Here is a 22338-nt window from a genome sequence, read left to right on the forward strand (position 1 = left end):
GATTCCTCGCGCCCCAATCGCTTAAGCGATTCCTTCAGGTTACGGCTGCAATCATGCGTGCGTTTAATCCACATCGTCGTTACACGGATCGCCGCTGAATCCTATTTTTCAGCTCTAGTCGCTGTGCCGCATTTTGCCGATGTCCATACTGTATTTATAATGGAGCACCCATTTAGGGTGAACACTCTCTATGAGCAAAACTTTTGCTGATTTTTCTTTGCATGAATCCCTTACTCAAGCCCTTGCAGACTTGGGTTTTACAGCCCCAACTCCTGTACAAGAACAAGCGATTCCTGCTGCGCTAGAAGGCAAAGACCTTTTAGTTTCAAGCCAAACCGGTTCAGGTAAAACCGCTGCCTTTTTACTTCCAACATTAAATGCTTTGGCAGGTCAAGACACCTTCGTTCCATTCAAAGAGCGTATGCGTGCTGTCACTCAACCGAATATTTTGGTGATCTCACCAACACGTGAATTGGCACAACAAGTCAGCCAAGATGCGATTGCCTTTGTACGTCACATGAAAGGTGTGCGTATTGCAGCGATTATGGGTGGTATGCCATTCGCTAAACAAATCCAACAGCTTAAAGGCGCTCAAGTTGTCGTTGCGACACCAGGCCGTTTACTTGACTTGGTCAACCGTCGTCAGATCAAGCTTGATAAAGTAGATGCTTTAATCGTAGATGAAGCAGACCGTATGCTTGATCTTGGTTTCGCTGAAGACTTGGAAGCTATCAGCGAATTAGCAGCGAACCGTAAACAAACTTTGATGTTCTCTGCAACGTTTGCTGACCGTATTATCCGTCTTGCTGAATGTATGATGCAGGATCCGCTACGTATTGCAATTGAAACAGGCCATTCAACCAATACCGATATTACCCAGACATTGCACTGGACAGACGGTTTCGAGCACAAGAAAAAGTTGCTCACCCACTGGTTAAATGATGAAACTTTAGATCAAGCGGTTGTGTTTGCCAGCACACAAGAAGACACTGATATGCTAGCGGAAGAGTTGGCGGAAGCAGGTCACTCTGTGGTTGCACTACACGGTGCTATGCCACAAACCGTACGTAACCGTCGTTTACGCAGTATCCGTGAAGGTCGTGCAAAAATTCTGGTTGCAACTGACGTTGCTGCACGTGGTCTTGACGTACCAACAATTTCGCACGTGATCAACTTTGGCTTGCCGATGAAACACGAAGACTATGTACACCGTATCGGTCGTACAGGTCGTGCTGGTCGTACAGGTCAGGCGGTGACTTTGGCGACTTACCGTGAACGTGGCAAGATTCGTGCGCTTGAAGATTATTTAGAAGCACGTTTGGATGTGTCTGAAATTGAAGGCCTAGAGCCATCTCCGCCTCCAGCACGTTCTGGTCGTGGTGATGGTGGTCGTGGCGGTAATAAACGCCATGGTGGTGGTCGTGAAGGTGGCCGTGGTGGTTTTGGCGGTGGCCGTCGCTTTGAAGGTGAAAGCAACTTCAAGCGTCGTGAAGGTGGTCGTGATGACCGTCCACGCCGTAGCTTCGATGATAAACCACGTGGCGACCGTCCATTTGGTGAAGATCGTCCAAAACGTGATTTTGGTGACCGTCCAGCACGCCGTGAAGGTGGCTTTGGTGACCGTCCACAACGCAGCTTTGCTGACAAACCACGTGGTGAACGTCCATTCGGTGATGACCGTCCGAAACGTGATTTTGGTGACCGTCCAGCGCGCCGTGAAGGTGGCTTTGGCGACCGTCCACAACGCAGCTTTGGTGGTGAAGATCGTCCACGTCGCGAGTTCAATTCGGATCGCCCACGTCGTGACTTTGCTGACAAGCCTCGTTTTGACAGCAATGATGACAACCGTGGTAATCGTGTAGATTACAAACCACGTACTGGTGGCTTTAACAAACCGGCAGGTGAGCAACCACGTCGTTTTGGTGGTGAAGACCGTCCACGTCGTGAGTTCAATGCGGATCGTCCACGTCGTGACTTTGGCGACCGTCGTCGTAAATTCAACGACTAAAACGTGAAAGTTCAACAAAAAAACCAGTGTTTTTACACTGGTTTTTTTGTAACTGAAGGATTTCTATTGATCTCTATAAAATGTATACTACATCAAATTTTAAAGTAGAATATGAGAACTATGGATCTTAAAGTGAACCGTTTTGTGTGGCATGAATCGAAGCTCGGAGTATATATGCCTTATCTGTTCATTCTGCTTTTACTTGTCAATATTATTTATTTTCTTTATCAAATTTCTGCTTAATCTATTGTTTTTATAACAAAAAAATAAAAATCTCTTCTCTATTGACTCTTCCTTAACTGATGAGTTGACCTTTAGTCAGGCTATCGCTTTTATATGAAAGAGTAACAAATTTCCTGCCATTCAGGGTATAGTATGCGGGCTGAAAAAATGCAGGAAACCGCTCAGCCATGAATAATTCTACTGCGCTCCAGACCGATTCGCTGATTGAAGTCAAAAATTTGAGTTTCAAGCGCGGACAACGTGTCATCTATGACAATGTCAACATTCAAATTCGTCGTGGTCAGATTACCGCGATTATGGGACCCTCTGGCACCGGAAAGACGACCTTGTTACGCTTGATTGGTGGTCAGTTGATGCCAGAGCATGGGGAAGTTTTACTCGAAGGTAAAAACTTAAATCACATGTCACGTCAGGAACTGTTTGCTGCTCGTGCTCGTATGGGCATGCTGTTTCAAACGGGTGCGCTGTTTACCGATATTTCAGTTTATGAAAACGTTGCTTTCCCTTTACGTGCCCACACCCGATTACCTGAGAATCTGATTGCCGAACTCGTTGCATTGAAGCTCGAAGCAGTAGGATTACGTGGTACTGAACAACTCATGCCTGCTGAACTCTCTGGCGGGATGAATCGTCGTGTGGCCTTGGCGCGTGCGATCGCTTTAGATCCAGAATTGATCATGTATGATGAACCTTTTGCGGGTCAGGATCCGATTGTGAAAGGCGTATTAACCCGTCTGATCCGTTCTTTGCGTGAAGCTCTGGATTTAACCACCATTATTGTCTCGCATGACGTGCATGAAACCCTTTCGATTGCCGATTATATTTATATCGTGGCGGAAGGCGTTGTACAAGGTGAGGGGACGCCTGCTGAATTACAAGCGAGTGATATTCCTTTTGTTAAGCAGTTTTTGACCGGCTCGATGGAAGGTCCAGTGGATTATCAATTTAGCCATCAAGCGTATTTAAGTCATGAGGTGCGTGCATGAATGCCATTGCCTCCTTAGGCCGAAGCGTTATTGCAAGTGTCCAGGGGATTGGGGTAGCCACCCTGATGCTGGCACAAATTATTTTTTCCATGCCAACGTGGTTAGGCGTCCGGTTGTTTATCTACCAGATGTACCGGGTCGGTGTGATGTCACTGCTGATTATTGCAGTTTCTGGTCTGTTTATTGGTCTGGTTTTAGGCTTACAGGGCCATTCGATTCTGGTCAATATAGGCAGTGAGGCAATGCTGGGCACTATGGTTGCGTTAACCTTGTTACGTGAACTCGCGCCTGTAGTTACGGCCTTGTTGTTTGCGGGGCGTGCAGGTTCTGCCTTAACAGCTGAAATTGGCTTGATGAAAGCGACTGAGCAACTGGCCAGTATGGAAATGATTGGGGTTGATCCGCTGAAACGGATTGTCTCGCCACGTCTTTGGGCGGGTATCGTTAGCTTGCCAATGTTGACCGTGATCTTTTCTGCAATTGGTATTCTCGGCGGTAAAATGGTTGGCGTGGATTTCCTCGGTGTGGATGAAGGTTCCTTCTGGAGCGGTATGCAAAACAGCGTGGAATTTCACCATGATATCGTCAATGGCATTATTAAAAGTGTTGTGTTTGCCTTGATCTGTACCTGGATTGCTGTGTATCAGGGCTATGCCTGTGTCCCGACTTCTGATGGAATCGCGACTTCTACCACCCGTACAGTGGTGTATTCGTCATTATGTGTTTTAGGATTCGATTTTGTGTTGACTGCGGTCATGTTCGGAGGAATTAAATGAAGTCACGTACCAGTGAGCTGGCCGTCGGTATCTTTGTCATTATCTTCGGTGTTGCATTATTTTTCTTGGCCATGAAAGTCAGTGGTTTATCCGGTACTAACTTGCGTGACAGCTATACCTTGACAGCGACTTTTGACAACGTGAATGGCTTGAAACCGCGTGCCAAAGTAACCATGAGTGGTGTCACGATTGGCCGTGTTGAGGAAATTAGCTTAGATCCAGTGACTCGTTTGGCTACCGTGACTTTTGCCCTAGATGGCAAAATGACTTCATTCAATGCCGAGCAGCTAAAAACCGTGCAGAATAATGCACTCGAAGAGTTGCGTTACAGTTCTGAATATCAGCAGGCAACACCAGAAAAACAAAAAGCAATGGAACAGCAACAAATTGCGAACATGAAATCCATCACCAGTATTGATGAGGATGCTTATATCATGGTAGCGACCAATGGTCTGTTGGGTGAAAAGTATTTGAAAGTTGTACCAGGCGGTGGGCTTAACTACATCAAGCGTGGTGAGCGTGTAGCGAATACCCAAGGCACGATGGATCTTGAAGATTTAATTAATAAGTTTATTACCGGTGGTGCGAGCAAATCAGCGCAAGGTACTAATGCTGATCAAAGTGTAATCCCGGCAGAAACAACTGAAGCGTCTGAAGCACAAGCTTCATTTGTTGAATAAGCCTGAAAGGAGTAAGTTTAGTGAACACGTTGTTAAAACAAACACTCACGGCGAGTGTTCTATCAACCTTGATTGCAGGTAGCGTATTTGCTGCACCGGCAGAAGCACCGCCTGTGTTTATTAAACGTGTGGCTGACGGCTTGGTTGAGCGCTTAAAAGCAGACCGTAGCAAGTTGCAAAACAATCCGGCGGCTGTGAAAGCGATTGTGCGTCAAAAGCTTGATCCTTATGTTGATGCACAGGCTTTTACCCGCATTGTGATGGGAACTTATGCGACCAACCAATACAGTACGGCTGCGCAACGTGCACGTTTTGAACAAAACTTCCGTGAAACACTGATTGAAAACTATGGCGGAGCTTTTGCGAAGTATACGAATCAGACTTATAGTATTCGTCCGTATAAAGCGACCAACAGCAAATATCCAGTGGTAACCATCGACTTTATTGATGGTGGTGAAAAAACCCCGGTATCGTTCCAGTTGGCTGACAAAGGTAACCAATGGAAAATCCGTAACATCAACGTGGCTGGCATTGACCTAGGTCTACAGTTCCGTAATCAGTTTGCGGCAACGGTTAAACGTAATGGTAATAACCTTGATAAAGCAATTGCGAACTTTGAGCCGGATGCGGAAGCAGCGGTTAATGCAAATGGCAAAAAGAAATAATTGAAGTAGGTGTAGTGTGATTAAGTTGCTGAATCAGGAATTGGTACTGTCGGGAAAAATTGATTTTGCTAATGCAGAAGCGGTCTATCGTCAGGGACTTGGCTTGATTCAGTCCCAGTCACAATTTCCACTGGTGGTGAATCTGGCTGAGTTAGAGCAGGGCAATACCATGGTTCTAGCGGTGTTAGTGCAATGGTTGCGCAAAACCCCAAATGCCCAAGGCCTACAGTTCAAGGCTGTGCCAGAAAAAATGCTGAAAATCATTCAGGCTTGTCATTTGCAGGATGATTTACAGCTGATCGCCTAACAAGATTGCATCTAATAAAAAAGCACCGTCAGGTGCTTTTTTATTAGATCCATTTTTTCCAGCGGAAATATAACAGGGGGCCGACAAAGAATGAAATCAGAATACAAATCACGACCATGAAGCTAGTGGTGCCATGGGCAAAGGGCAAGACTTCCGTGTTCATCCCGTAAATACTGGCGATGAGCATAGGAGGTGCGAGCATACTCGGTAAAATCGAGAAGCGACGGATTGTGTCACTTTGTTCAGTGTTAATGAATCCTGATGTGGTATCGAGCAGGAAACGTACTTTCTGGAACAGGAATGCATCGTGTTCGACCAGTGAGCGGACATCTTCGCTGAGTTCGCGGATATCAGCATCATAAATATGACTGCCCAAAGCGCGTGGACGTGACAGAAAGGTTAGAACACGGCGTAGATCAATCAGGCACAGTTGAGCTTTCCCCAAGACATCTTCTTGTTGTGCCAGACGGGTAATCATGTCATCCAGATCGAGAATCTGTTCACGATGGTGGTTATTCAGCACTTCGGTAGAGTATTTTTCCAGATCCTTGTGGATATCTTCCAAGATATCCGCAAGCTCATCTAGTTTAGCCTCGAGCAAACCGAGCAGAATCCAGGTTGGCTCTTTATAATCCATTTCGTAATCATTGCGGCGAGCACGTGCACGGAAAGCCCGGAAGGCAACCAGCTTTTCACCCCGTAAGGTAAAGAGACGGTCTTTATGTAAAATGAAGGCAACAGTTTGTACGGTGGCCAACATATTACTGGCATCATCTGCTTCCGCCTCGACCTGATAATTTTTATTTTTGGTCAAGAAATACGTACTGATGTGTAAAATACCGTCGTCGTCCCTGTAGAAACGCGCGGAAGACGAAATATCTTCAAGTGATTTCAGGGTCGGCAAATTGCGCTCGTAGGCATCTAATACCCACTGCTGTTCTTCTTGTGAAGGTGCAATCAGATCAATCCACACCAGATCGGAATGCAAATCGAAACCACCATTGATGGTGGCATCTTCTAAACTACCGCGCTCTGTGGCATAAAAGGCTTCAAGCATGTGATTGCTCCCTGCGCAGTACTGTTAAAAGGAATGCGGCTATTTTAGCCAAGGCTAGTCAGAAATACACTCGTGTGCGTATTATTTTGAAAAATAATTCTGAATCAAGCATAAACGAGTAAAATGTCAACTTTGTAACAAAAAACTCAGGAGCGTTGCGTTGAAATCAATTGCGATCTATTGCGGGTCAGCTTTAGGGCATGCCGAACACTTTGCCCAGACTGCACGTGAAGTCGGGCAGACATTGGCACAGCGTGGCTTAACCTTGGTCTATGGTGGTGGTTGTAGTGGTCTGATGGGGGTAATGGCGGATAGCGCCTTAGCAGCGGGTGGCATCGTGATTGGTGTTATGCCGCATTTGTTGGTCGAAAGTGAGATTGCCCATCCGCATTTAACCGAACTGCATATCGTGAATACCATGCATGAACGTAAAACCAAAATGGCGGAATTAGCGGATGGCTTTGTTGCCTTGCCGGGTGGTTCGGGCACGTTTGAAGAAATTTTTGAGCAATGGACCTGGGCACAATTGGGCATCCATCAAAAACCTTGTGCCTTTTTAAATGTGGCTGGTTATTACGATGCCATGTTTGCCATGATGGATATATCGATGCAATGTGGATTTACCTTGGATCGTCATGTCGACAAACTGATCCGTTCTGACAATTTTGAAGAAATTCTGCAGCGTTTTGCTGCCTATCAACCGCCTGTTCCGAAATGGAATCAGCCAGCGGAAGCCTAAATATGAATGTGATTACCGTGGCAGCGGCAGTGATCTTGAATTCACAGCAGCAGTTATTATTGGTGCGTAAACAGCAGACGCAGATGTTTATGCAGGTGGGCGGTAAGCTCGAAGCCCATGAAACACCCGAACAAACCATGTTGCGTGAAATTCAGGAAGAGATTGGCTGTGAGGCTGAGATTCTGCAGTTTCTGGGGCGATTTGAAACTGCCACGGCGAATGAGCCGAATCATCTGCTGGTCAGTTATGTTTATGAGGTGCAACTCAAACAGGAGCCTCAGATTGCAGCTGAAATTGCTGAAATGAAATGGATCTATTTAGATGATCAAACCACACCGCTCGCTCCCTTGACCCGAGACATCGTCATTCCCTGGTGTCAGCAGCAATTGTAGTCCGGTTAAAGTTCGGCTGCCGCAACACAACAGGCATAAATCTGTTCACAGCCCAGAGACTGTAATTGAATACGCAATGCATGTAACGAACTCCCGGTGGTGACGACATCATCCAGCATCAGTACACGTCGGTAGCGGATAGGTTGAGGATGAAAAATCTGAAACTGGTTTTCAATATCTTCGATCCGTTCTAGACGGGATAAGCCCTTTTGTGCATATTGCGATTGTCGTTGAATAGGTTGCCAGACCGGTACATTCAGCTGTTCGGCCAGAATTTTGGCGAGTAAGACGGACTGGTTAAAGCCACGGCTGGCTAAACGTTCAGTGGCAATCGGCATCGGTACAATTGCTTGTATACGGGGCAGTTTAAGTTGCGATAAGCAGCCTGCGAGTAGTCTCTGATAGTGGAGTTGCTGCTGGTATTTGAATTTCTGAATAATGCGATCCAGCGGATAGTGATAATGACAGGCCACCATGATGTCTAATTCATGTCGGGTCACTGTTTGTTTCAGCCAGGGTAACTGTTGCCAGCAGTCCAGACAGACCGCATGCTGCTGTTGTTTGGCAATCCCACATAAAATACAGGGTAATTGCTGTCGTAACCAGCTCAGAGGATCAAATCTAGACGTAGGCATAACGCGGTGCCTCAGGTAGCCAGCGTTTTAGGAGGGGTGTAACGTGCTCAGGATAATAGTTCAAAATCTCTTGTGCCACATGATGAGCTTGAGCCAAAAGGTGATCATCACGTTCCAGGCGGGCGACACGAAAGCCTAGATCTCCGGTTTGCTTGGTGCCAAGCAGTTCACCGGGTCCGCGTAATTCCAGATCTTTTTCTGCAATCACAAAGCCATCATTGCTTTCCCTTAAAATTCGTAAACGTTCCTGGCCATTTTGTGAGAGCGGTGTTTTATATAACAGGGCACAAAAGCTGGCTTTGGCTCCCCGTCCGACACGACCACGTAACTGGTGTAATTGCGATAAGCCGAGACGCTCGGCATTTTCAATAACCATAATCGAGGCATTCGGCACATCGACACCAACTTCAATCACGGTGGTGGCAATCAGCAGTTGTAGTTGATTGTTCTTAAATTGCTGCATCACCGCCTGCTTTTCATCGGCTTTCATCTTGCCATGGACCAAGCCAATCTTCAGTTCTGGAAAACGCTCCTTAATTTCGGCATAGGTGGCTTCAGCGGCTTGAGCATCTAGAGTTTCTGATTGTTCTACCAAGGTACAGACCCAATAGGCCTGTTTGCCTTCCAGGCAATTACTGGCAATGCGCTGCAAGACTTCTTCACGGCGATCCAACGGAATGGTCACTGTCTGAATCGGGGTGCGACCCGGCGGCAGTTCATCAATAATCGAGGTATCCAGATCACCGTAGGCACTCATTGCCAAAGTACGCGGGATAGGCGTGGCGGTCATGACCAGTTGATGTGGAGTCAATTCACCATTGCCTTTGTTGCGTAAAGCCAGACGTTGGTCAACACCAAAGCGGTGCTGCTCATCAATAATGACCAGACCCAGTTTGGCAAAGGCAACATTGTCTTGAAACAGCGCATGGGTTCCGACCACCAGTTGTGCTGAGCCATCCAGAATTTGCTGTTCTGCGGCAGCACGGGTTTTGCCTTTTTGTTTGCCGGAAAGCCAAGCCACCTGGACTCCAAGCGGTTCGAACCAGCGTTTGAAATTGAGATAATGCTGTTCTGCCAGAATTTCCGTGGGTGCCATTAAAGCCACTTGCCAGCCGGCTTCCAGTGCATGACAGGCTGCTACACCTGCTACCAAGGTTTTTCCGGCACCGACATCTCCTTGTACCAACCGTAGCATGGGGCGGTTCTGTTTCAGATCGGTAATGATTTCTTTGCTGACCCGTTTCTGTGCATTGGTCATCTGAAAGGGGAGGCTGGCGAGCAGCTGTTTAGCGAAGTCTTGGCTTGGTGCGAAGGTGGGAGCTTGAATCTGGCGAATATAGGCACGCCGGGTTAACAGGCTGAGCTGATGTGCCACCAGTTCTTCAAAAATCAGCCGTTGCTGGGCAGGATGGGAGCCTTGCAATAATTGCTGCATATTGGCGCTGAGCGGTGGCTCATGAATATAGTGCAGCGCTTCTTTAAGGGCATAGCCATTACTGAATTGAGCAGGTAACAACTCGGCCAGATGGTCACTATGCTCAGCCAGCGCCTGCCGTACAAAATCACGTATTTTGGCTTGGGTTAAACCTTCGGTGCTAGGATAAATAGCAGTGAGCTGGGTTTTCGGTAATGGCGTGTGTTCAGTAATCAGCTGAATTTCCGGATGATAGAGTTCCAGCCCTCGAGCACCGACCCGAACTTCACCAAAGACCCGTAGCCGGTTACCGGCACGCATTTTATCGGTTAAGGCTTTATACAGATGATAAAAACGCAGAGTAACTTTACCGAAATCATCGTCCAGCAAAACCGCCATGGATTTACGCTTACCTGGTGGAAAATCAACGGATTTGACTAAACCTTCCAATAAATAGCTACGACCGACGCTGAGTTGGTTCATCGGGATAATGGTGCTACGATCTTCATAGTCCCGAGGCAGATGAAACAGTAAGTCCTCTGTCGTGAAGATATTGAGTTTTTCCAGTAAAGCTGCAGCCGCGCTACCCACGCCCTGCAATTGATGGACCAGCGCCATGTCCCCTCAACCTAGGTCAATGTAAATGCATATTTTATTTATCGGTTATGGTAAAACATCTCAACGCGTTGCCAAACATTTATTTGGCCAAGGTCATCAAATTACCACAATCAGCCAGAGTCCGAAAACCGATCCGTTTGCCAATCATCTGATTCAGGATGTGCATCAGCTGGATTTAAGCCAGATTGCGCCGGTCGACTGGGTGTATGTATTGCTAAGTCCACAGCAATCGAAAGCGGAAGCCTATCAGCATACCTATCTGAACAGTGTGCAACCGATTGTTCAGGCATTGGCAGATCATCCCGTGCAGCGCATTGTGGTGGTGTCATCCACCCGGGTCTATGGCGAGCATGCCGGGGAATATGTGGATGACGAGACGTCGACTCAGCCACCCGATGCTCAGGCTGAGATTCTGCACCAGATGGAATTGGCCTGGCTGGCTGCTTATCCGGGGCGGGTCACCATTATCCGTCCGACAGGGATTTATGGCAGTTCTGTTAGCAGGATGTGCAAGCTGGCACAGCAGACCCAGCATTACCCCAATATTCACTACAGTAATCGTATCCATATTGAGGATCTGGCATGTTTCTTGGCATTTCTGACCCAACTGGCGCAACCTGCAGAATCCTATATTGTCAGCGACAATCAGCCGATCCCGTTGCATGAGGTGATTCTCTGGTTCCAGCAACAGTTGGGCTTAGCGTTATTGTCGTTAACGAGTAGTGGGTTATCTGGGCGGAAAATCTATGCCTCACGTATGCTGGCCAGTGGGTTTCAGTTACAGCATCCGGACTGTTTTCAGGATTATCTGGCGCAGTTACAGGCATCTGAATACAAGCTTAGCTGATAAAAAAAGCAACTCCGTAGAGTTGCCTTTTGCTATTTATTTCTTTTTACGTTTTAAGCGACGTTTTGCTTGATGGGCGGCCATTGCCTCGAGTGCTTCTTTCAGTTCTTCATCGGTAAAGGCAGTAATGTGCTGCAACATCTGCAAGGTAGCATCATCCAGAACCAGTTTGGCATATTGAGCCACGGCGCTAAAGCCTTCATCAAAGGCAATTGCCCCTTGTGAATTGGTATGGATGTAACCTTGTTGTGTCAACACTTTCAGGAAGCTTTGGAACAGGGCCTTGTCAAAGAATTCCGGTGAATTGAATTCATACAGGACAGAGAGGCGCTGACCAAGTAAATGACTGAGTTCCTCGACCTGACGGGCAGAAATATTGCCGGAACCACGCTGTGTAATCAGTGCCAAGGTCATGTAATAGCGTTCTAGACTTTGTTTGACTGGTGCAGCCAAGACGGTGAGCTGGTTATGCGCTTCGGTATTTGGCATTGGGCTGATCAAATCACCATTTTCATCTTGGCTGATCAGCTGCAATCCCATTAAGCCTTCGATATAACGTTCAATCTGGGCCGGGAGATCTTCCACGCCCCATTTCAGGAATAGCTCGGCTTTCAGGAATGGATACAGGGTACAAATCACGTTGGTTAGATCGGTACGGCTGAGTTTGGCGTTGTGTTCAACCAGAGAGGCGATCAGTGAAGGCAACACAAAGGCATGCAGAATGTTATTGCGGAAATAGGTCAGCAAGAGAGCCTGATGGTCCTCAATCGCGATAATATCGCCCAGCGCATGCTGTACCCGTTTAATCAGTTTTAGTTTGAGACCGTAGGCAATAATTTCTTTGCCTGATAACGGGGTGACCAGTGTCCGTTCATCGTAAGGCAGCGCAGTCAACAGGTTGCGATATGCGTCTAACTGTTTGATACAGATGGCTTCATCTAGGGTGTGTTTTGGTGTGGCCAATAAAATCAGTGATAACAGTGAGACCGGATTAATGACGACAGCACGGTTGATATTTTCTTGAATCACCTGTGCAGCAGTAGTGACTGCGCTTGAGATCTCGGTAGGAATCGGATCATCATTTTTCTCAATAGTGATGTGTTCAGCATGATGCTGCTTCAGCACATCATCTAGAAACACCGGTTCGCCAAAATTCACATGGACTTTGCCAAAGATGCGTTCGATTTTTCGCAGGGTTTGCATAATGCCGAGCAAGGATTCCGCTTCTTTCGGTTTACCCTGCATTTCGCCGATATAGGTCGAACCTTCCATCAGGCGTTCATAACCGATATAGGTGGGTAAAAAGACAATCGGTTTGGAACGACCACGCAAATGGCTATGTACTGTCATCGCTAACATGCCGGTTTTTGGTGGCAGCAGACGGCCGGTACGTGAACGCCCCCCTTCAATAAAGTATTCAATCGGTGTGTTACGTGACAGAATGCTGTAAAGGTATTCTTTGAACACTGTGGTATACAGTCCATTTCCACCAAAAGTACGGCGAATAAAGAATGCACCACCACCGCGTAAGAGTTGACCGACGAACGGCAGATTCAGGTTGTCGCCGGCAGCGACAAATGGCACCATCAGTCCACGACGATAAATCACATAAGACAATAATAAATAGTCGATATGGCTGCGGTGACATGGCGTATAAATAATTTCGTAATCTTTGGCCAGTTCACGCACGGTGCTGAAATTATGCACCTCCACGCCATCATACAGCTGCGTCCATAGGCGGGTCAGTGCCATGTCGGCAAAACGCACGGTCGATGCCGAATAATCGGAAACGATTTCGTTTAGATAGCCAATCGCTCGCTGTTCAGCTTCAATCAGGCTGACTTTACCGCGGATACTTTCACGGCGAATCGCTTCCTGAACATCACGGGATTTGATCAGGGACTGCATGACATTGCGACGGTCGGATAAATCCGGGCCGAGTACTACCTCACGCTGACGATCCAGATAATCATTCAGGTGGCTGGTGATATAGGTCGCAGGGGATAAATTCGGATATTGGGTTTGAGCATGCTGGATCAAGGCACGTAACGAAATCGCTTCGTGGAACTCCAGATAAGATTCCCGACCATGTAAGCCGATATTGACCAGTTGCTTGACACGACTCGGTGTCGCCCAAGTATCGGTAAAGAGCAGTTTAAGTAAGGAGTCTTCTTTGTCTGGAGAACGGCCCCAAAGCACGGTAACAGGAATCAGTTCGACTTCATAATCTGGATGCTTTTCCAGAAGTTCGACCAAGCGCAGCAGACGCGGTGAAAAGGCGTGTGTGGGTGGATTGACAAGGTTGCGCTGATTTTTATGCTGCAAGAAAATCAGGGAGGCTTTTTCCTGATGTTCGCCCAGTCGTAACGGATCAAGTGCCGGATTTAACTTGAGACGGCGAGCTTCGCCATCAACCACCAAGGCATTGCTGCGAGAGTAATTCTGCAGCACATAGCACACGACCTTTTGGCTCGGAGTTGTTGCTTCTGTTTTTGTAACGGTTTCGGTTGGAACCTCACCAAGAACATGTGGTGTTACCACGAGGTCAAGTAACTTACTGGAAAACCGTCGATACATTTGACCAAAACCACGCTTGGACATACAGACTCCTACCTAAATGACAAAAACCGCAGCACGCGAAACCTGATGATCAATTCTGCAGCTGTGTGTAGCGGAACAAGACGATATTGTCTGATAAATTGTAGGTCATTTGCTACATTTTATCGTTAAAAAACGTATTTTTAGCTCAATCAATCGCGTCAGATGATGACAGGCCAGTCAACCAATCTACAGGTTTTTATCGTTTAGCTATGGCAAAATAGCCCACCTGAGACCCTTTTGTTGTTCTTTTTGCTGTTTTCTTATTCATACAGCTCTCCCATTGTAGGATCCATATTTCATGAATGCCTTGACCCAAGAACTTGTTGAACTGTTAAGTCTGGAAAAGCTTGAAGAAAATATTTACCGTGGCATCAGTCGTAATCTGGTGGGAAAACGGGTGTTTGGCGGTCAGGTGTTGGGACAGGCGTTACGAGCCGCATCGTACACCACCGATCGTCCAGCACACTCCATGCATGCCTACTTTTTGTATGGTGGCGACGTCAATGCGCCAATTGTGTATGAGGTCAACAAGATCCGAGATGGCAAAAGCTTTATTAGCCGTCAGGTGAATGCAATTCAGCATGGTCGTACCATTTTTACCGCGATGGTGTCTTTTGCACATCCTGAGGAAGCTTTGGATTACCAACCAGAAGAACCGGCATATCCAGCTCCAGAAGCCCTGAAAAATGAACAGGAACTCAAGCATGGCCTGATTCATTTTATCCCGGACAATGTCCGTGCCAGTTTCATGCGTGAGCGTCTGATCGAGATTCGCCCGGTGAATCCTTACAACCCGTTTCAGCCGCAGCCCGAAGCTCCCACTTACGCCCATTATCTGCGTACCCATGATCCGATCGCAGCTGAAGTGGATGATCCAGCCCTGCATCAGGCGATCATTGCCTTTTATTCAGACTTTATTTTTATGACCACAGCACTGCGTCCGCATGGTTTGAGCTATTTGACGCCAAATTTACAATGTGCCAGTCTGGATCATACGATTTATTTCCATCGTCCTTTGCGTGCCGATGAATGGATGCTGTATGACATGGATGCCACGGTCACTACCAGTTCACGAGGGCTGAATTTTGGTCGCATGTGGCAGAATGGTCAGTTGGTCTGCAGTACGGTACAGGAAGGTTTGATCCGTTTGCGTGAAATTGAAAGCCAGTAATTTGATCCTGTTGCAAGCAGCCATCCGCTCAGGATGGCTTTTTATTTTCTGTTTGCGCAGGCAAAAAATAATACTCGATTGTTGATTTGCTGCATGTCATAGTGCGTTCAGAATGAGCCAAGCATAAGTACCGTGATGAGTCTAAATACACAAATTCTGATAGCTGCAATTTTTGGGGTAGCCTTTGGTTTTTTATTGAATCTCTATCCCCATAGCCAGTTTTTTGACAGTAGCCTGTATCTTTTGGCGCTGGCCAGCAGTATTTTTATTGGTTCGCTGAAGATGCTGATTGTGCCACTGATTTTTAGTTCGATTGTCGTGGGAGTATCCAACCTGGAAGCGGGTGGTCAGTTTAGCCGGGTCTGGAAAATCACCTTTTTGTGCTTTATTACGACCACGACGCTGGCACTGGGATTGGGCTTGTTGTGTGCGCATTTATTTGAAGTCGGCAAGGGCATCGATGTCACTAGTTTTGCCAGTGCCATGCAGGCTCATCAAACAGCGGACAGCTTAACCCCTGCATCATTCTTGACCAACTTTATCCAGAACACCCTTATCAATCCGTTTAAAGCCTTTAGTGAGGGGAATCTACTTGCCGTGGTGGTGTTTGCCTTACTGATCGGCGTGGCACTAGTGCATGGTGGAGATCGTTACCATGTGTTCCGTCAGTTAAGTCAGCAGTTTTTTGAGCTGATGATGACCTTGGTAGGTTGGGTGATGAAACTGGCACCTATCGGTATTTTTGCCTTGCTAGCAAAACTGATTGCCAGTGAAGATATTTCGGTATTGAGCCGGTTGGCTGAATTCGCGGCAGTGGTTACCGGAACAACCTTATTTCATGGCTTGGTGGTCTTGCCATTACTTTTGTGGTTATTTGGCCGGATGCAGCCGCTGCGTTTTTTCCGTGGAGCTCGTGTAGCCTTGGTGACGGCTTTTGCCACCAGTTCCAGCTCAGCGACCATGCCGCTATCTATCGAATGTGCCCGCAAAAACTTAGGGGTTCGTCCGCAAACAGCCGGCTTCGTGATTCCCTTGGGGACACAGCTGAATATGGATGGCACTGCTCTGTATGAAGCCGCTGCGGCACTGTTTGTTGCCAATCTGATCGGGTTGGAATTGAACTTTACCCAGCAGTTGGTGGTATGTTTAACGGCGATGATCGCTTCTCTCGGTGCCCCCGGGATTCCCAGTGCCGGCATGGTGACCATGATCATGGTATTGCAGTCAGTTGGCTTGCCAGCGGAAGCGATAGCAATCCTGTTACCTATCGACCGTTTGCTCGATACTGTGCGCACGGTGGTCAATGTGCAGGGAGATATGATGATTAGTGTGGTGGTTGACCGTTATGCACAAGATGTCGAACATTTACCCGACACTGTACAAAAGAGTTAGAATTTACGCATCAGCAAAAAGCCCAGATCAGTTGTGACCGATCTGGGCTTTTTTATTCAGATGGAAGTTTTTAGCGTTGATCAGCTTCATCATCCGTTATTTGTTCTGGTTGGAAATCTTCGAGTTCTTCAAAACTGTCGACTTCATCGTCCTCCACAGCTTCCGGAATGGTATCTAAATCAAATTGGCTCACCTGATCCAGAGTGAAGTTCAGACGACCTCCCATCACGCTGGCCAGCTCCTCCAGCCCCTGTTTGTTGAGCGAAGAAAACAGCTGAATAGAGAACTGCAACTTCATCTTTTTCAGGGTTTGTTTGACTTCGAGCAGGACTTTGTTGGCTGGACCACGATTCAGCTTGTCGGATTTGGTCAGGAGCACATGTACAAACAGCTTTCGTGAGTGTGCCCACTCCAGCATCATGACATCAAAGTGTTGCAGCGGATGGCGGATATCCATCAAGAGCACCAAACCTTGCAGGCTTTTGCGGTGAATCAGATAATTTTCCAGCTCTTTTTGCCAGACCAGTTTCATGGCTTCAGGGACAGCAGCATAACCATAGCCAGGAAGATCGACCAGGCGCTGATCGGGATTACCCAGACTAAAGAAGTTGATCATTTGGGTACGGCCCGGTTTTTTCGAAGCACGTGCCAGCTGTTTCTGGTTGGTCAAGGCATTAATCGCACTCGATTTTCCGGCATTGGAACGGCCCGCAAAGGCAATTTCATAACCGCTATCGTCCACACAGAGAGAGAGCTTGGGCGCACTCATCAAGAATTCGGCTTTGCGTAACCAGTTCAGTGCTTGAACCGCATATTCATTGATCGCAGGATCTACTTTTTTCTCATAGCTGATCTTTTGCTTGGTCGTATGCGCGGTCTTACTGTTTCTGGATTTTCCACTGCTGCGATGCATAGCTCTTCACTGTCATTCTTGAATCAAACCCTAGTATAAAGGAACTCGGGCGTTCTCGCGAATATTGCCGATATGAGGATTATACGTTGAGCAGTTGGATGGCTGGGTAAGCATTGTTGGATACGGCACGTTGAATCGGTTCCACAGCTTCAGCCAAGGTGTGTTGATTGAGTTTCTGATAGAATTCTTCCACTGCTTCATCGAGCAAGCCTTTGAGTCCACAGTAACTGCGTAGTACGCAAGGTGGGGTGCCGCATTCAACAATCGGTTGTCCGCCTTGCAAAATACGGACAAGATCACCCATGCGTAATAAAAGGGCTTCCGGCTGCAAACGAATCCCCCCGCCTTTACCACGTGTAGTGACGATCCAGTTTTGTTTGCCCATGAAGTGAACAATTTTGACGAGATGGTTTTGCGAAACATGCAAATCCTGAGCAATCTCGGCAATGGTGTAGGGTATTTCACGAGGACGCGAAATATACATGAGGACGCGTAATGCGTAATCGGTGAATTTACTTAATTGCATGATCGCCTAACCACAAGAGACAGCTTAGGAGATCATCTTGGCGCGAGAGTTCAAAGGGGGGGAACTCTCGGCCTGGATGTTCTAACTCAAGCTGCTAATTTAGAGCTTTACTGGAGCAGTGACTTCGACACTGTCACCTACTTGGTAGTCTTCAAGAAGAATTTTGGCTACTGAGAATTCAGTTGGATTTTCTTCAGGAGTTACAATGAAACTATAATCGGTATTGCCTTGATTTTCCACAAAAGTAAATTGTTGTGGTTGATCAATACCATGCTTTTTAACGTGAACTTTCACAGAAATAAAGTGGCCTGCTTCTGCTGGAGTCACTGCTTTACCATCTTTAGGTGCAATGGTCATACGTTTGCCATTTTCCGCAGCTTCAACCGCTTTAATCTCAAATTCGCGCCAGCCAGCCCAGCCACCTTGGTTGTGTGCGAGCGTGTCATATTTTTGCTTCTCAACACCGATCATGATATCAGCCAGCTGTAGATAAGCCTGTTTCCATGCTTCAATCAGGTCAGATTCAAATGGAACATTCAATACTTCGCTGATCGAGTGCAACAGGTTCTCACCCACAATCATGTATTGATCCGGTTGGATGTCTAAGCTCACGTGTTTGGTGGTCATACGTTCTACCGCTTTGCCCAAAGCACCCGGATTTTCGATATTTTCTGCATAGGCCAAAACTGCAGCAGCAAGGGCGCGAGGTTGGCGACCTGTACTTTGGTGATCTAGGTTAAACACATTTTTCAGCTCTGGATTATTTTTCAACATACGTTGATAAAAATAGCTGGTCAGTGTCACGCCATTTTCACGTAGAACAGGTACGGTAGACTTAACGATTTCGATTTGTTGTGGGGTCATCATAGCGGCGGCTTCATTTTGTTGTTTATAAGATGTATTTAAAATACATCTTTAAAATAGCCTTGACAATACACAGCATGATAAAAATACATAAAAAAGTAAAGGATAATTAATATCCTTTACTTTTCAATATCTTGAATTGTTTTTTGGCTAAAATGAGTGAAGTTGCGCTAAAGCTTGCTGAATATCTGCAATTAAATCCTCAGCATGTTCAAGACCAATACAGAAACGTACCAGTAGACCGTCGGCAAGATGTGGATGATTGAGCTGGCGCATTTCTTTGGGGTTATACAGCATGACCAAACTGACCGGGCCACCCCAGCTAAAGCCGAGTTTAAATAGGGTAAGACTGTCACAGAACCGGCGTATAGCCGCCATATCATATTCTGCTTTAAAAATGACACTGACCAGTCCAGCGCTTAAGCTATCCTGGCATACTTGTTGCCAGTAGCAATGTCCTGGAGAATCAGGATTGGCAGGATGCAGGACTTGTGCGAACTCTGCTCGTGTTTTCAACCAGTCTAAAATGGTTAGAGCAGTTTGCTGTTGCTGGCGATAGCGGAGGGACATATGCGCTAGGCTGCGCTGGATCTGTGCCACATCATCACCGGCAACCGCAATACCTTGAATTGCATGCATACGGAATAGCTGATGATGCAGCTTACTATCCCGGGTGACAATGCTGCCCATCAAAATATCACCGCCACCACTCGGGTATTTGGTTAGCGCATGCACGCTGATGTCCACGGCTAAATGTTCTGAAGAAAAATCAAAAGGATTGAAGGCTAACCCTGCTCCCCAGGTATTGTCCAAAACGGTCAATACTTTTGCGGAACGTGCCTTTTCTACCAGACCCACCAGATCGGGGAATTCAAGCGTCACCGATCCAGCCGCTTCGAGCCATAACAATTTAGATTGGGCTGAAAACTCCAGCGAATTAACCTCTAGCGCATTGTAGACACGTACCTGAATCCCATAACGTTTTTGCAGGTTGTGCAAATGTTCCATGTTGGGTCCATAGATATTGTCAGGTACCCAAACTTCATCGCCTTGAGCTAGAAAAGTGGAATTCACCAGATTAATGGCTGACAGACCGCTAGGGGCCAGCAAGCAATACTCACCGTGTTCAATTTGTGCAATTTGATCTGCTAGGGTGAAAGTTGTCGGTGTGCCATGTGTACCATAGCTATAATCGTAGGGATCGGTCCAGTGGCGATTAAACAGGGCATCGGTATTGTCAAAAATAATGGTGGATGCACGAAACAGGGGAGGTTGAATCGTCTCGATATATTGCGGAGCCTTTCTTGGTGCATGGATTAGCTCTGTTTGCGGATTTTTTTTCACAGGAATGCTCAAAAACAGTTCTTTTATACGGTTTAGATTAAGAGAAACCCTTCTGTAGTGCCAGTAAAAGTCGACTTTTGCGAAAAAGCATCCAACTTGGCGTCAATTTTGCAAAAGCAGCAATGACATGAACAACGATAGGATTCTCGCGCATGAAGTCGCATTTAAAGGTCCATTATTTTCAGCATATTGCTGGTGAAGGATTTGGAAGCTGTTATGCCTATTTGCAAAAATACCAGGCGCAGATCACCGCTACCGAGTTTTTTGCACTCCCCCTTGATCAGTCATTAGAAATAGAAGCATTGCCACAGATAGAGGATGTGGATCTATTAATTATTATGGGGGGAACCATGAGCGTGAATGATGAGGCGAATTTCCCGTGGTTAAAAATGGAAAAACGCTGGATTCGCCGTTATCTGTCTGCTGGTAAGCCGGCGATTGGCTTGTGTCTAGGTGGGCAGTTGATTGCCAATGCTTTGGGAGCAGCAGTGAGTCGGAATCCTCATCCAGAACGTGGTTGGTCAATGATTCAACGGGTACAGTCGGTGCCTGATTGGTGTTTTCAGTTGCCACCGCAGTTACAGGTGTTGCAGTGGCATAGTGAAACCTTTGAAATTCCGCGTGGTGCGATTTTACTGGCAGAAAATTCAGCCTGCCGTCACCAGATGTATCAGATGGGAAAGAATGTATTGGGTTTTCAATTTCATCCAGAAAGTACACCCGAAAGCCTGGCATTGTTTTTGGAAAATGATGAAGAAGAGATACCTTGTATCGGTCCTTACATTCAGTCTGATGCGGAGTTAGGGAAAATTGAAAAAAAGCATTTTGAACCTGGCAATCAGTTACTTAATCAGGCGATTGAATATGTATTGCAGTGTTCTGTGCTGTGAGTAAAATTTAAGCAGTTGATTTGTCTCGTATTGGCTAAAAAAATCATAAAAGCATCAAAAGGGATTTGCTTAAGCCTTAAACAATAGTTATAATGGGCGACCCTCAATAGGAGGGGGTTAGTTGCGAAGAAAGTAACTAGCATCGTGACAGTCGCGGCATCGATCGTGACCTTAGTGATTTTCACTGCCTTTGACACTTACCAATAGGTGAGGTGCGTCAAGGGTGATTCTTTATATATTTGGCTTGGAGTTTACTGGTATGTCTAACCAGAGAATCCGTATCCGTTTGAAGTCTTTTGATCACCGTTTAATTGATCAATCTGCTCAAGAGATCGTAGAAACAGCAAAGCGTACTGGCGCACAAGTATGTGGTCCAATTCCGATGCCTACACGCATCGAACGCTTCAACGTTCTTACTTCACCGCACGTTAACAAAGATGCGCGTGACCAGTATGAAATCCGCACCTACAAACGTTTGATCGACATCGTTCAACCTACAGATAAAACTGTTGATGCATTGATGAAATTAGATCTTGCGGCTGGTGTTGACGTTCAGATCGCATTGGGTTAAGGCTTTCGGTTAATTAACACTCTAAGTTAATTAAGCCGCTTTTTTAGAGGTTTACACACATGGCTATTGGTTTAGTCGGTCGCAAGTGCGGTATGACCCGTATCTTCACAGAAGCCGGCGTCTCTGTGCCAGTTACAGTGATCGAAGTTGATCCAAACCGCATCACGCAAATCAAGACGCTTGAAACTGATGGTTATCAAGCAATTCAAATCACTACTGGTGAACGTCGCGAATCTCGCGTAACGAATGCTCAGAAAGGTCACTTTGCGAAAGCGGGTGTTGCTGCTGGTCGTTTGGTTAAAGAATTCCGCGTTTCAGAAGCTGAGCTTGAAGGTCGTGAAGTTGGTGGTACGATCGGTGTTGATTTGTTCACAGTTGGTCAAGTAGTTGACGTAACTGGTCAATCAAAAGGTAAAGGTTTCCAAGGTGGTGTTAAGCGTTGGAACTTCCGTACGCAAGACGCAACTCACGGTAACTCTGTATCTCACCGTGTTTTAGGTTCTACAGGTCAAAACCAGACTCCTGGACGCGTGTTCAAAGGCAAGAAAATGGCCGGTCACCTAGGTGATGAACGCGTAACAGTACAAGGTCTTGAAATTGTATCTATTGACGCTGAACGTTCTGTTCTAGTTGTTAAAGGTGCTATTCCTGGTGCAACTGGCGGTGACGTAATCGTACGTCCTACCATCAAGGCCTGAG

The 22338-nt window shown here is 46.7% G+C and carries 22 protein-coding genes; 14 read left to right on the forward strand and 8 right to left on the reverse strand.

Annotated elements, in window-relative coordinates; all coding sequences use genetic code 11:
* The first annotated feature begins 190 nt into the window (after positions 1 to 190).
* From PGW99_RS01610 to PGW99_RS01635, 6 genes are all read left to right on the forward strand, one after another.
* On the forward strand, positions 191 to 2008 hold the full coding sequence (locus PGW99_RS01610; protein WP_273778362.1) for a DEAD/DEAH box helicase: 1818 nt from the start codon (positions 191 to 193) through the stop codon (positions 2006 to 2008).
* 410 nt (positions 2009 to 2418) lie between these two features.
* A complete protein-coding gene (locus PGW99_RS01615) occupies positions 2419 to 3237 on the forward strand; it encodes an ABC transporter ATP-binding protein (protein WP_273778363.1) in 819 nt (272 codons plus the stop codon).
* The gene (mlaE, locus tag PGW99_RS01620; RefSeq protein ID WP_273778365.1) at positions 3234 to 4013 is read left to right on the forward strand and encodes a lipid asymmetry maintenance ABC transporter permease subunit MlaE; all 780 of its coding nucleotides are present in this window, start codon (positions 3234 to 3236) and stop codon (positions 4011 to 4013) included. The genes PGW99_RS01615 and mlaE overlap by 4 nt, the downstream gene beginning before the upstream one ends.
* On the forward strand, positions 4010 to 4693 hold the full coding sequence (gene mlaD, locus PGW99_RS01625) for an outer membrane lipid asymmetry maintenance protein MlaD (RefSeq protein ID WP_273778366.1): 684 nt from the start codon (positions 4010 to 4012) through the stop codon (positions 4691 to 4693). The genes mlaE and mlaD overlap by 4 nt, the downstream gene beginning before the upstream one ends.
* A 20-nt stretch (positions 4694 to 4713) precedes the next feature.
* On the forward strand, positions 4714 to 5358 hold the full coding sequence (locus PGW99_RS01630; RefSeq protein WP_273778368.1) for an MlaC/ttg2D family ABC transporter substrate-binding protein: 645 nt from the start codon (positions 4714 to 4716) through the stop codon (positions 5356 to 5358).
* Between the two features lie 16 nt (positions 5359 to 5374).
* Positions 5375 to 5665 (forward strand): STAS domain-containing protein, encoded by a 291-nt coding sequence (locus PGW99_RS01635; RefSeq protein WP_273778369.1) that lies wholly within the window; start codon positions 5375 to 5377, stop codon positions 5663 to 5665.
* A gap of 43 nt (positions 5666 to 5708) precedes the next feature.
* Here PGW99_RS01635 and PGW99_RS01640 read toward each other — a convergent pair whose 3' ends face one another.
* Positions 5709 to 6722 (reverse strand): magnesium and cobalt transport protein CorA, encoded by a 1014-nt coding sequence (locus tag PGW99_RS01640; RefSeq protein WP_273778370.1) that lies wholly within the window; start codon positions 6720 to 6722, stop codon positions 5709 to 5711.
* Between the two features lie 160 nt (positions 6723 to 6882).
* Between PGW99_RS01640 and PGW99_RS01645 the strand changes: the two genes are divergently transcribed.
* The gene (locus tag PGW99_RS01645; RefSeq protein WP_273778371.1) at positions 6883 to 7461 is read left to right on the forward strand and encodes a TIGR00730 family Rossman fold protein; all 579 of its coding nucleotides are present in this window, start codon (positions 6883 to 6885) and stop codon (positions 7459 to 7461) included.
* Positions 7462 to 7463: 2 nt separating this feature from the next.
* Positions 7464 to 7853: an NUDIX hydrolase gene (locus tag PGW99_RS01650; protein ID WP_273778372.1), complete on the forward strand. Its 390-nt coding sequence runs from the start codon at positions 7464 to 7466 to the stop codon at positions 7851 to 7853.
* 5 nt (positions 7854 to 7858) lie between these two features.
* On the opposite strand, the gene PGW99_RS01655 is transcribed toward PGW99_RS01650, so the two are convergent.
* The gene (locus PGW99_RS01655; RefSeq protein WP_273778374.1) at positions 7859 to 8488 is read right to left on the reverse strand and encodes a ComF family protein; all 630 of its coding nucleotides are present in this window, start codon (positions 8486 to 8488) and stop codon (positions 7859 to 7861) included.
* Positions 8475 to 10520: an ATP-dependent DNA helicase RecG gene (recG, locus tag PGW99_RS01660; protein ID WP_273778375.1), complete on the reverse strand. Its 2046-nt coding sequence runs from the start codon at positions 10518 to 10520 to the stop codon at positions 8475 to 8477. The genes PGW99_RS01655 and recG overlap by 14 nt, the downstream gene beginning before the upstream one ends.
* Before the next feature lie 25 nt (positions 10521 to 10545).
* Between recG and PGW99_RS01665 the strand changes: the two genes are divergently transcribed.
* Positions 10546 to 11367: an NAD-dependent epimerase/dehydratase family protein gene (locus PGW99_RS01665; protein WP_273778376.1), complete on the forward strand. Its 822-nt coding sequence runs from the start codon at positions 10546 to 10548 to the stop codon at positions 11365 to 11367.
* A 36-nt stretch (positions 11368 to 11403) separates the two neighbouring features.
* Here the strand turns inward: PGW99_RS01665 and plsB are convergent, their stop codons facing one another.
* A complete protein-coding gene (gene plsB, locus PGW99_RS01670) occupies positions 11404 to 13968 on the reverse strand; it encodes a glycerol-3-phosphate 1-O-acyltransferase PlsB (protein ID WP_273778378.1) in 2565 nt (854 codons plus the stop codon).
* 298 nt (positions 13969 to 14266) lie between these two features.
* Here plsB and PGW99_RS01675 point away from each other — a divergent pair, with 298 nt between their 5' ends.
* A complete protein-coding gene (locus PGW99_RS01675) occupies positions 14267 to 15139 on the forward strand; it encodes an acyl-CoA thioesterase (protein ID WP_273778380.1) in 873 nt (290 codons plus the stop codon).
* 135 nt (positions 15140 to 15274) lie between these two features.
* A complete protein-coding gene (locus PGW99_RS01680) occupies positions 15275 to 16531 on the forward strand; it encodes a dicarboxylate/amino acid:cation symporter (protein WP_273778382.1) in 1257 nt (418 codons plus the stop codon).
* A 70-nt stretch (positions 16532 to 16601) separates the two neighbouring features.
* On the opposite strand, the gene yihA is transcribed toward PGW99_RS01680, so the two are convergent.
* The 4 genes from yihA to PGW99_RS01700 form a co-directional block, all read right to left on the reverse strand.
* The gene (gene yihA, locus PGW99_RS01685; protein WP_273778383.1) at positions 16602 to 17444 is read right to left on the reverse strand and encodes a ribosome biogenesis GTP-binding protein YihA/YsxC; all 843 of its coding nucleotides are present in this window, start codon (positions 17442 to 17444) and stop codon (positions 16602 to 16604) included.
* A gap of 79 nt (positions 17445 to 17523) precedes the next feature.
* Entirely contained in the window at positions 17524 to 17970 is a 447-nt protein-coding gene (locus tag PGW99_RS01690) for an RrF2 family transcriptional regulator (protein WP_273778384.1), read from the reverse strand.
* Between the two features lie 99 nt (positions 17971 to 18069).
* Positions 18070 to 18834 (reverse strand): globin domain-containing protein, encoded by a 765-nt coding sequence (locus tag PGW99_RS01695; RefSeq protein WP_273779392.1) that lies wholly within the window; start codon positions 18832 to 18834, stop codon positions 18070 to 18072.
* A gap of 150 nt (positions 18835 to 18984) precedes the next feature.
* Complete coding sequence (locus PGW99_RS01700) at positions 18985 to 20178, reverse strand: PLP-dependent transferase (RefSeq protein WP_273778385.1); 1194 nt, start codon at positions 20176 to 20178, stop codon at positions 18985 to 18987.
* 152 nt (positions 20179 to 20330) lie between these two features.
* Between PGW99_RS01700 and PGW99_RS01705 the strand changes: the two genes are divergently transcribed.
* The 3 genes from PGW99_RS01705 (at position 20331) to rplC (ending at position 22337) form a co-directional block, all read left to right on the forward strand.
* A complete protein-coding gene (locus PGW99_RS01705; RefSeq protein ID WP_273778386.1) occupies positions 20331 to 21068 on the forward strand; it encodes a type 1 glutamine amidotransferase in 738 nt (245 codons plus the stop codon).
* Between the two features lie 259 nt (positions 21069 to 21327).
* On the forward strand, positions 21328 to 21639 hold the full coding sequence (gene rpsJ, locus PGW99_RS01710; RefSeq protein WP_000070912.1) for a 30S ribosomal protein S10: 312 nt from the start codon (positions 21328 to 21330) through the stop codon (positions 21637 to 21639).
* A 59-nt stretch (positions 21640 to 21698) separates the two neighbouring features.
* Positions 21699 to 22337 carry a 50S ribosomal protein L3 gene (gene rplC, locus PGW99_RS01715; protein ID WP_273778387.1) on the forward strand — a complete coding sequence of 213 codons (639 nt, stop codon included), beginning with the start codon at positions 21699 to 21701 and terminating at the stop codon, positions 22335 to 22337.
* Position 22338: the final 1 nt, after the last annotated feature.

This window comes from Acinetobacter sp. GSS19, assembly GCF_028621895.1.
In the GTDB taxonomy this organism is placed as follows: Bacteria; Pseudomonadota; Gammaproteobacteria; order Pseudomonadales; family Moraxellaceae; genus Acinetobacter.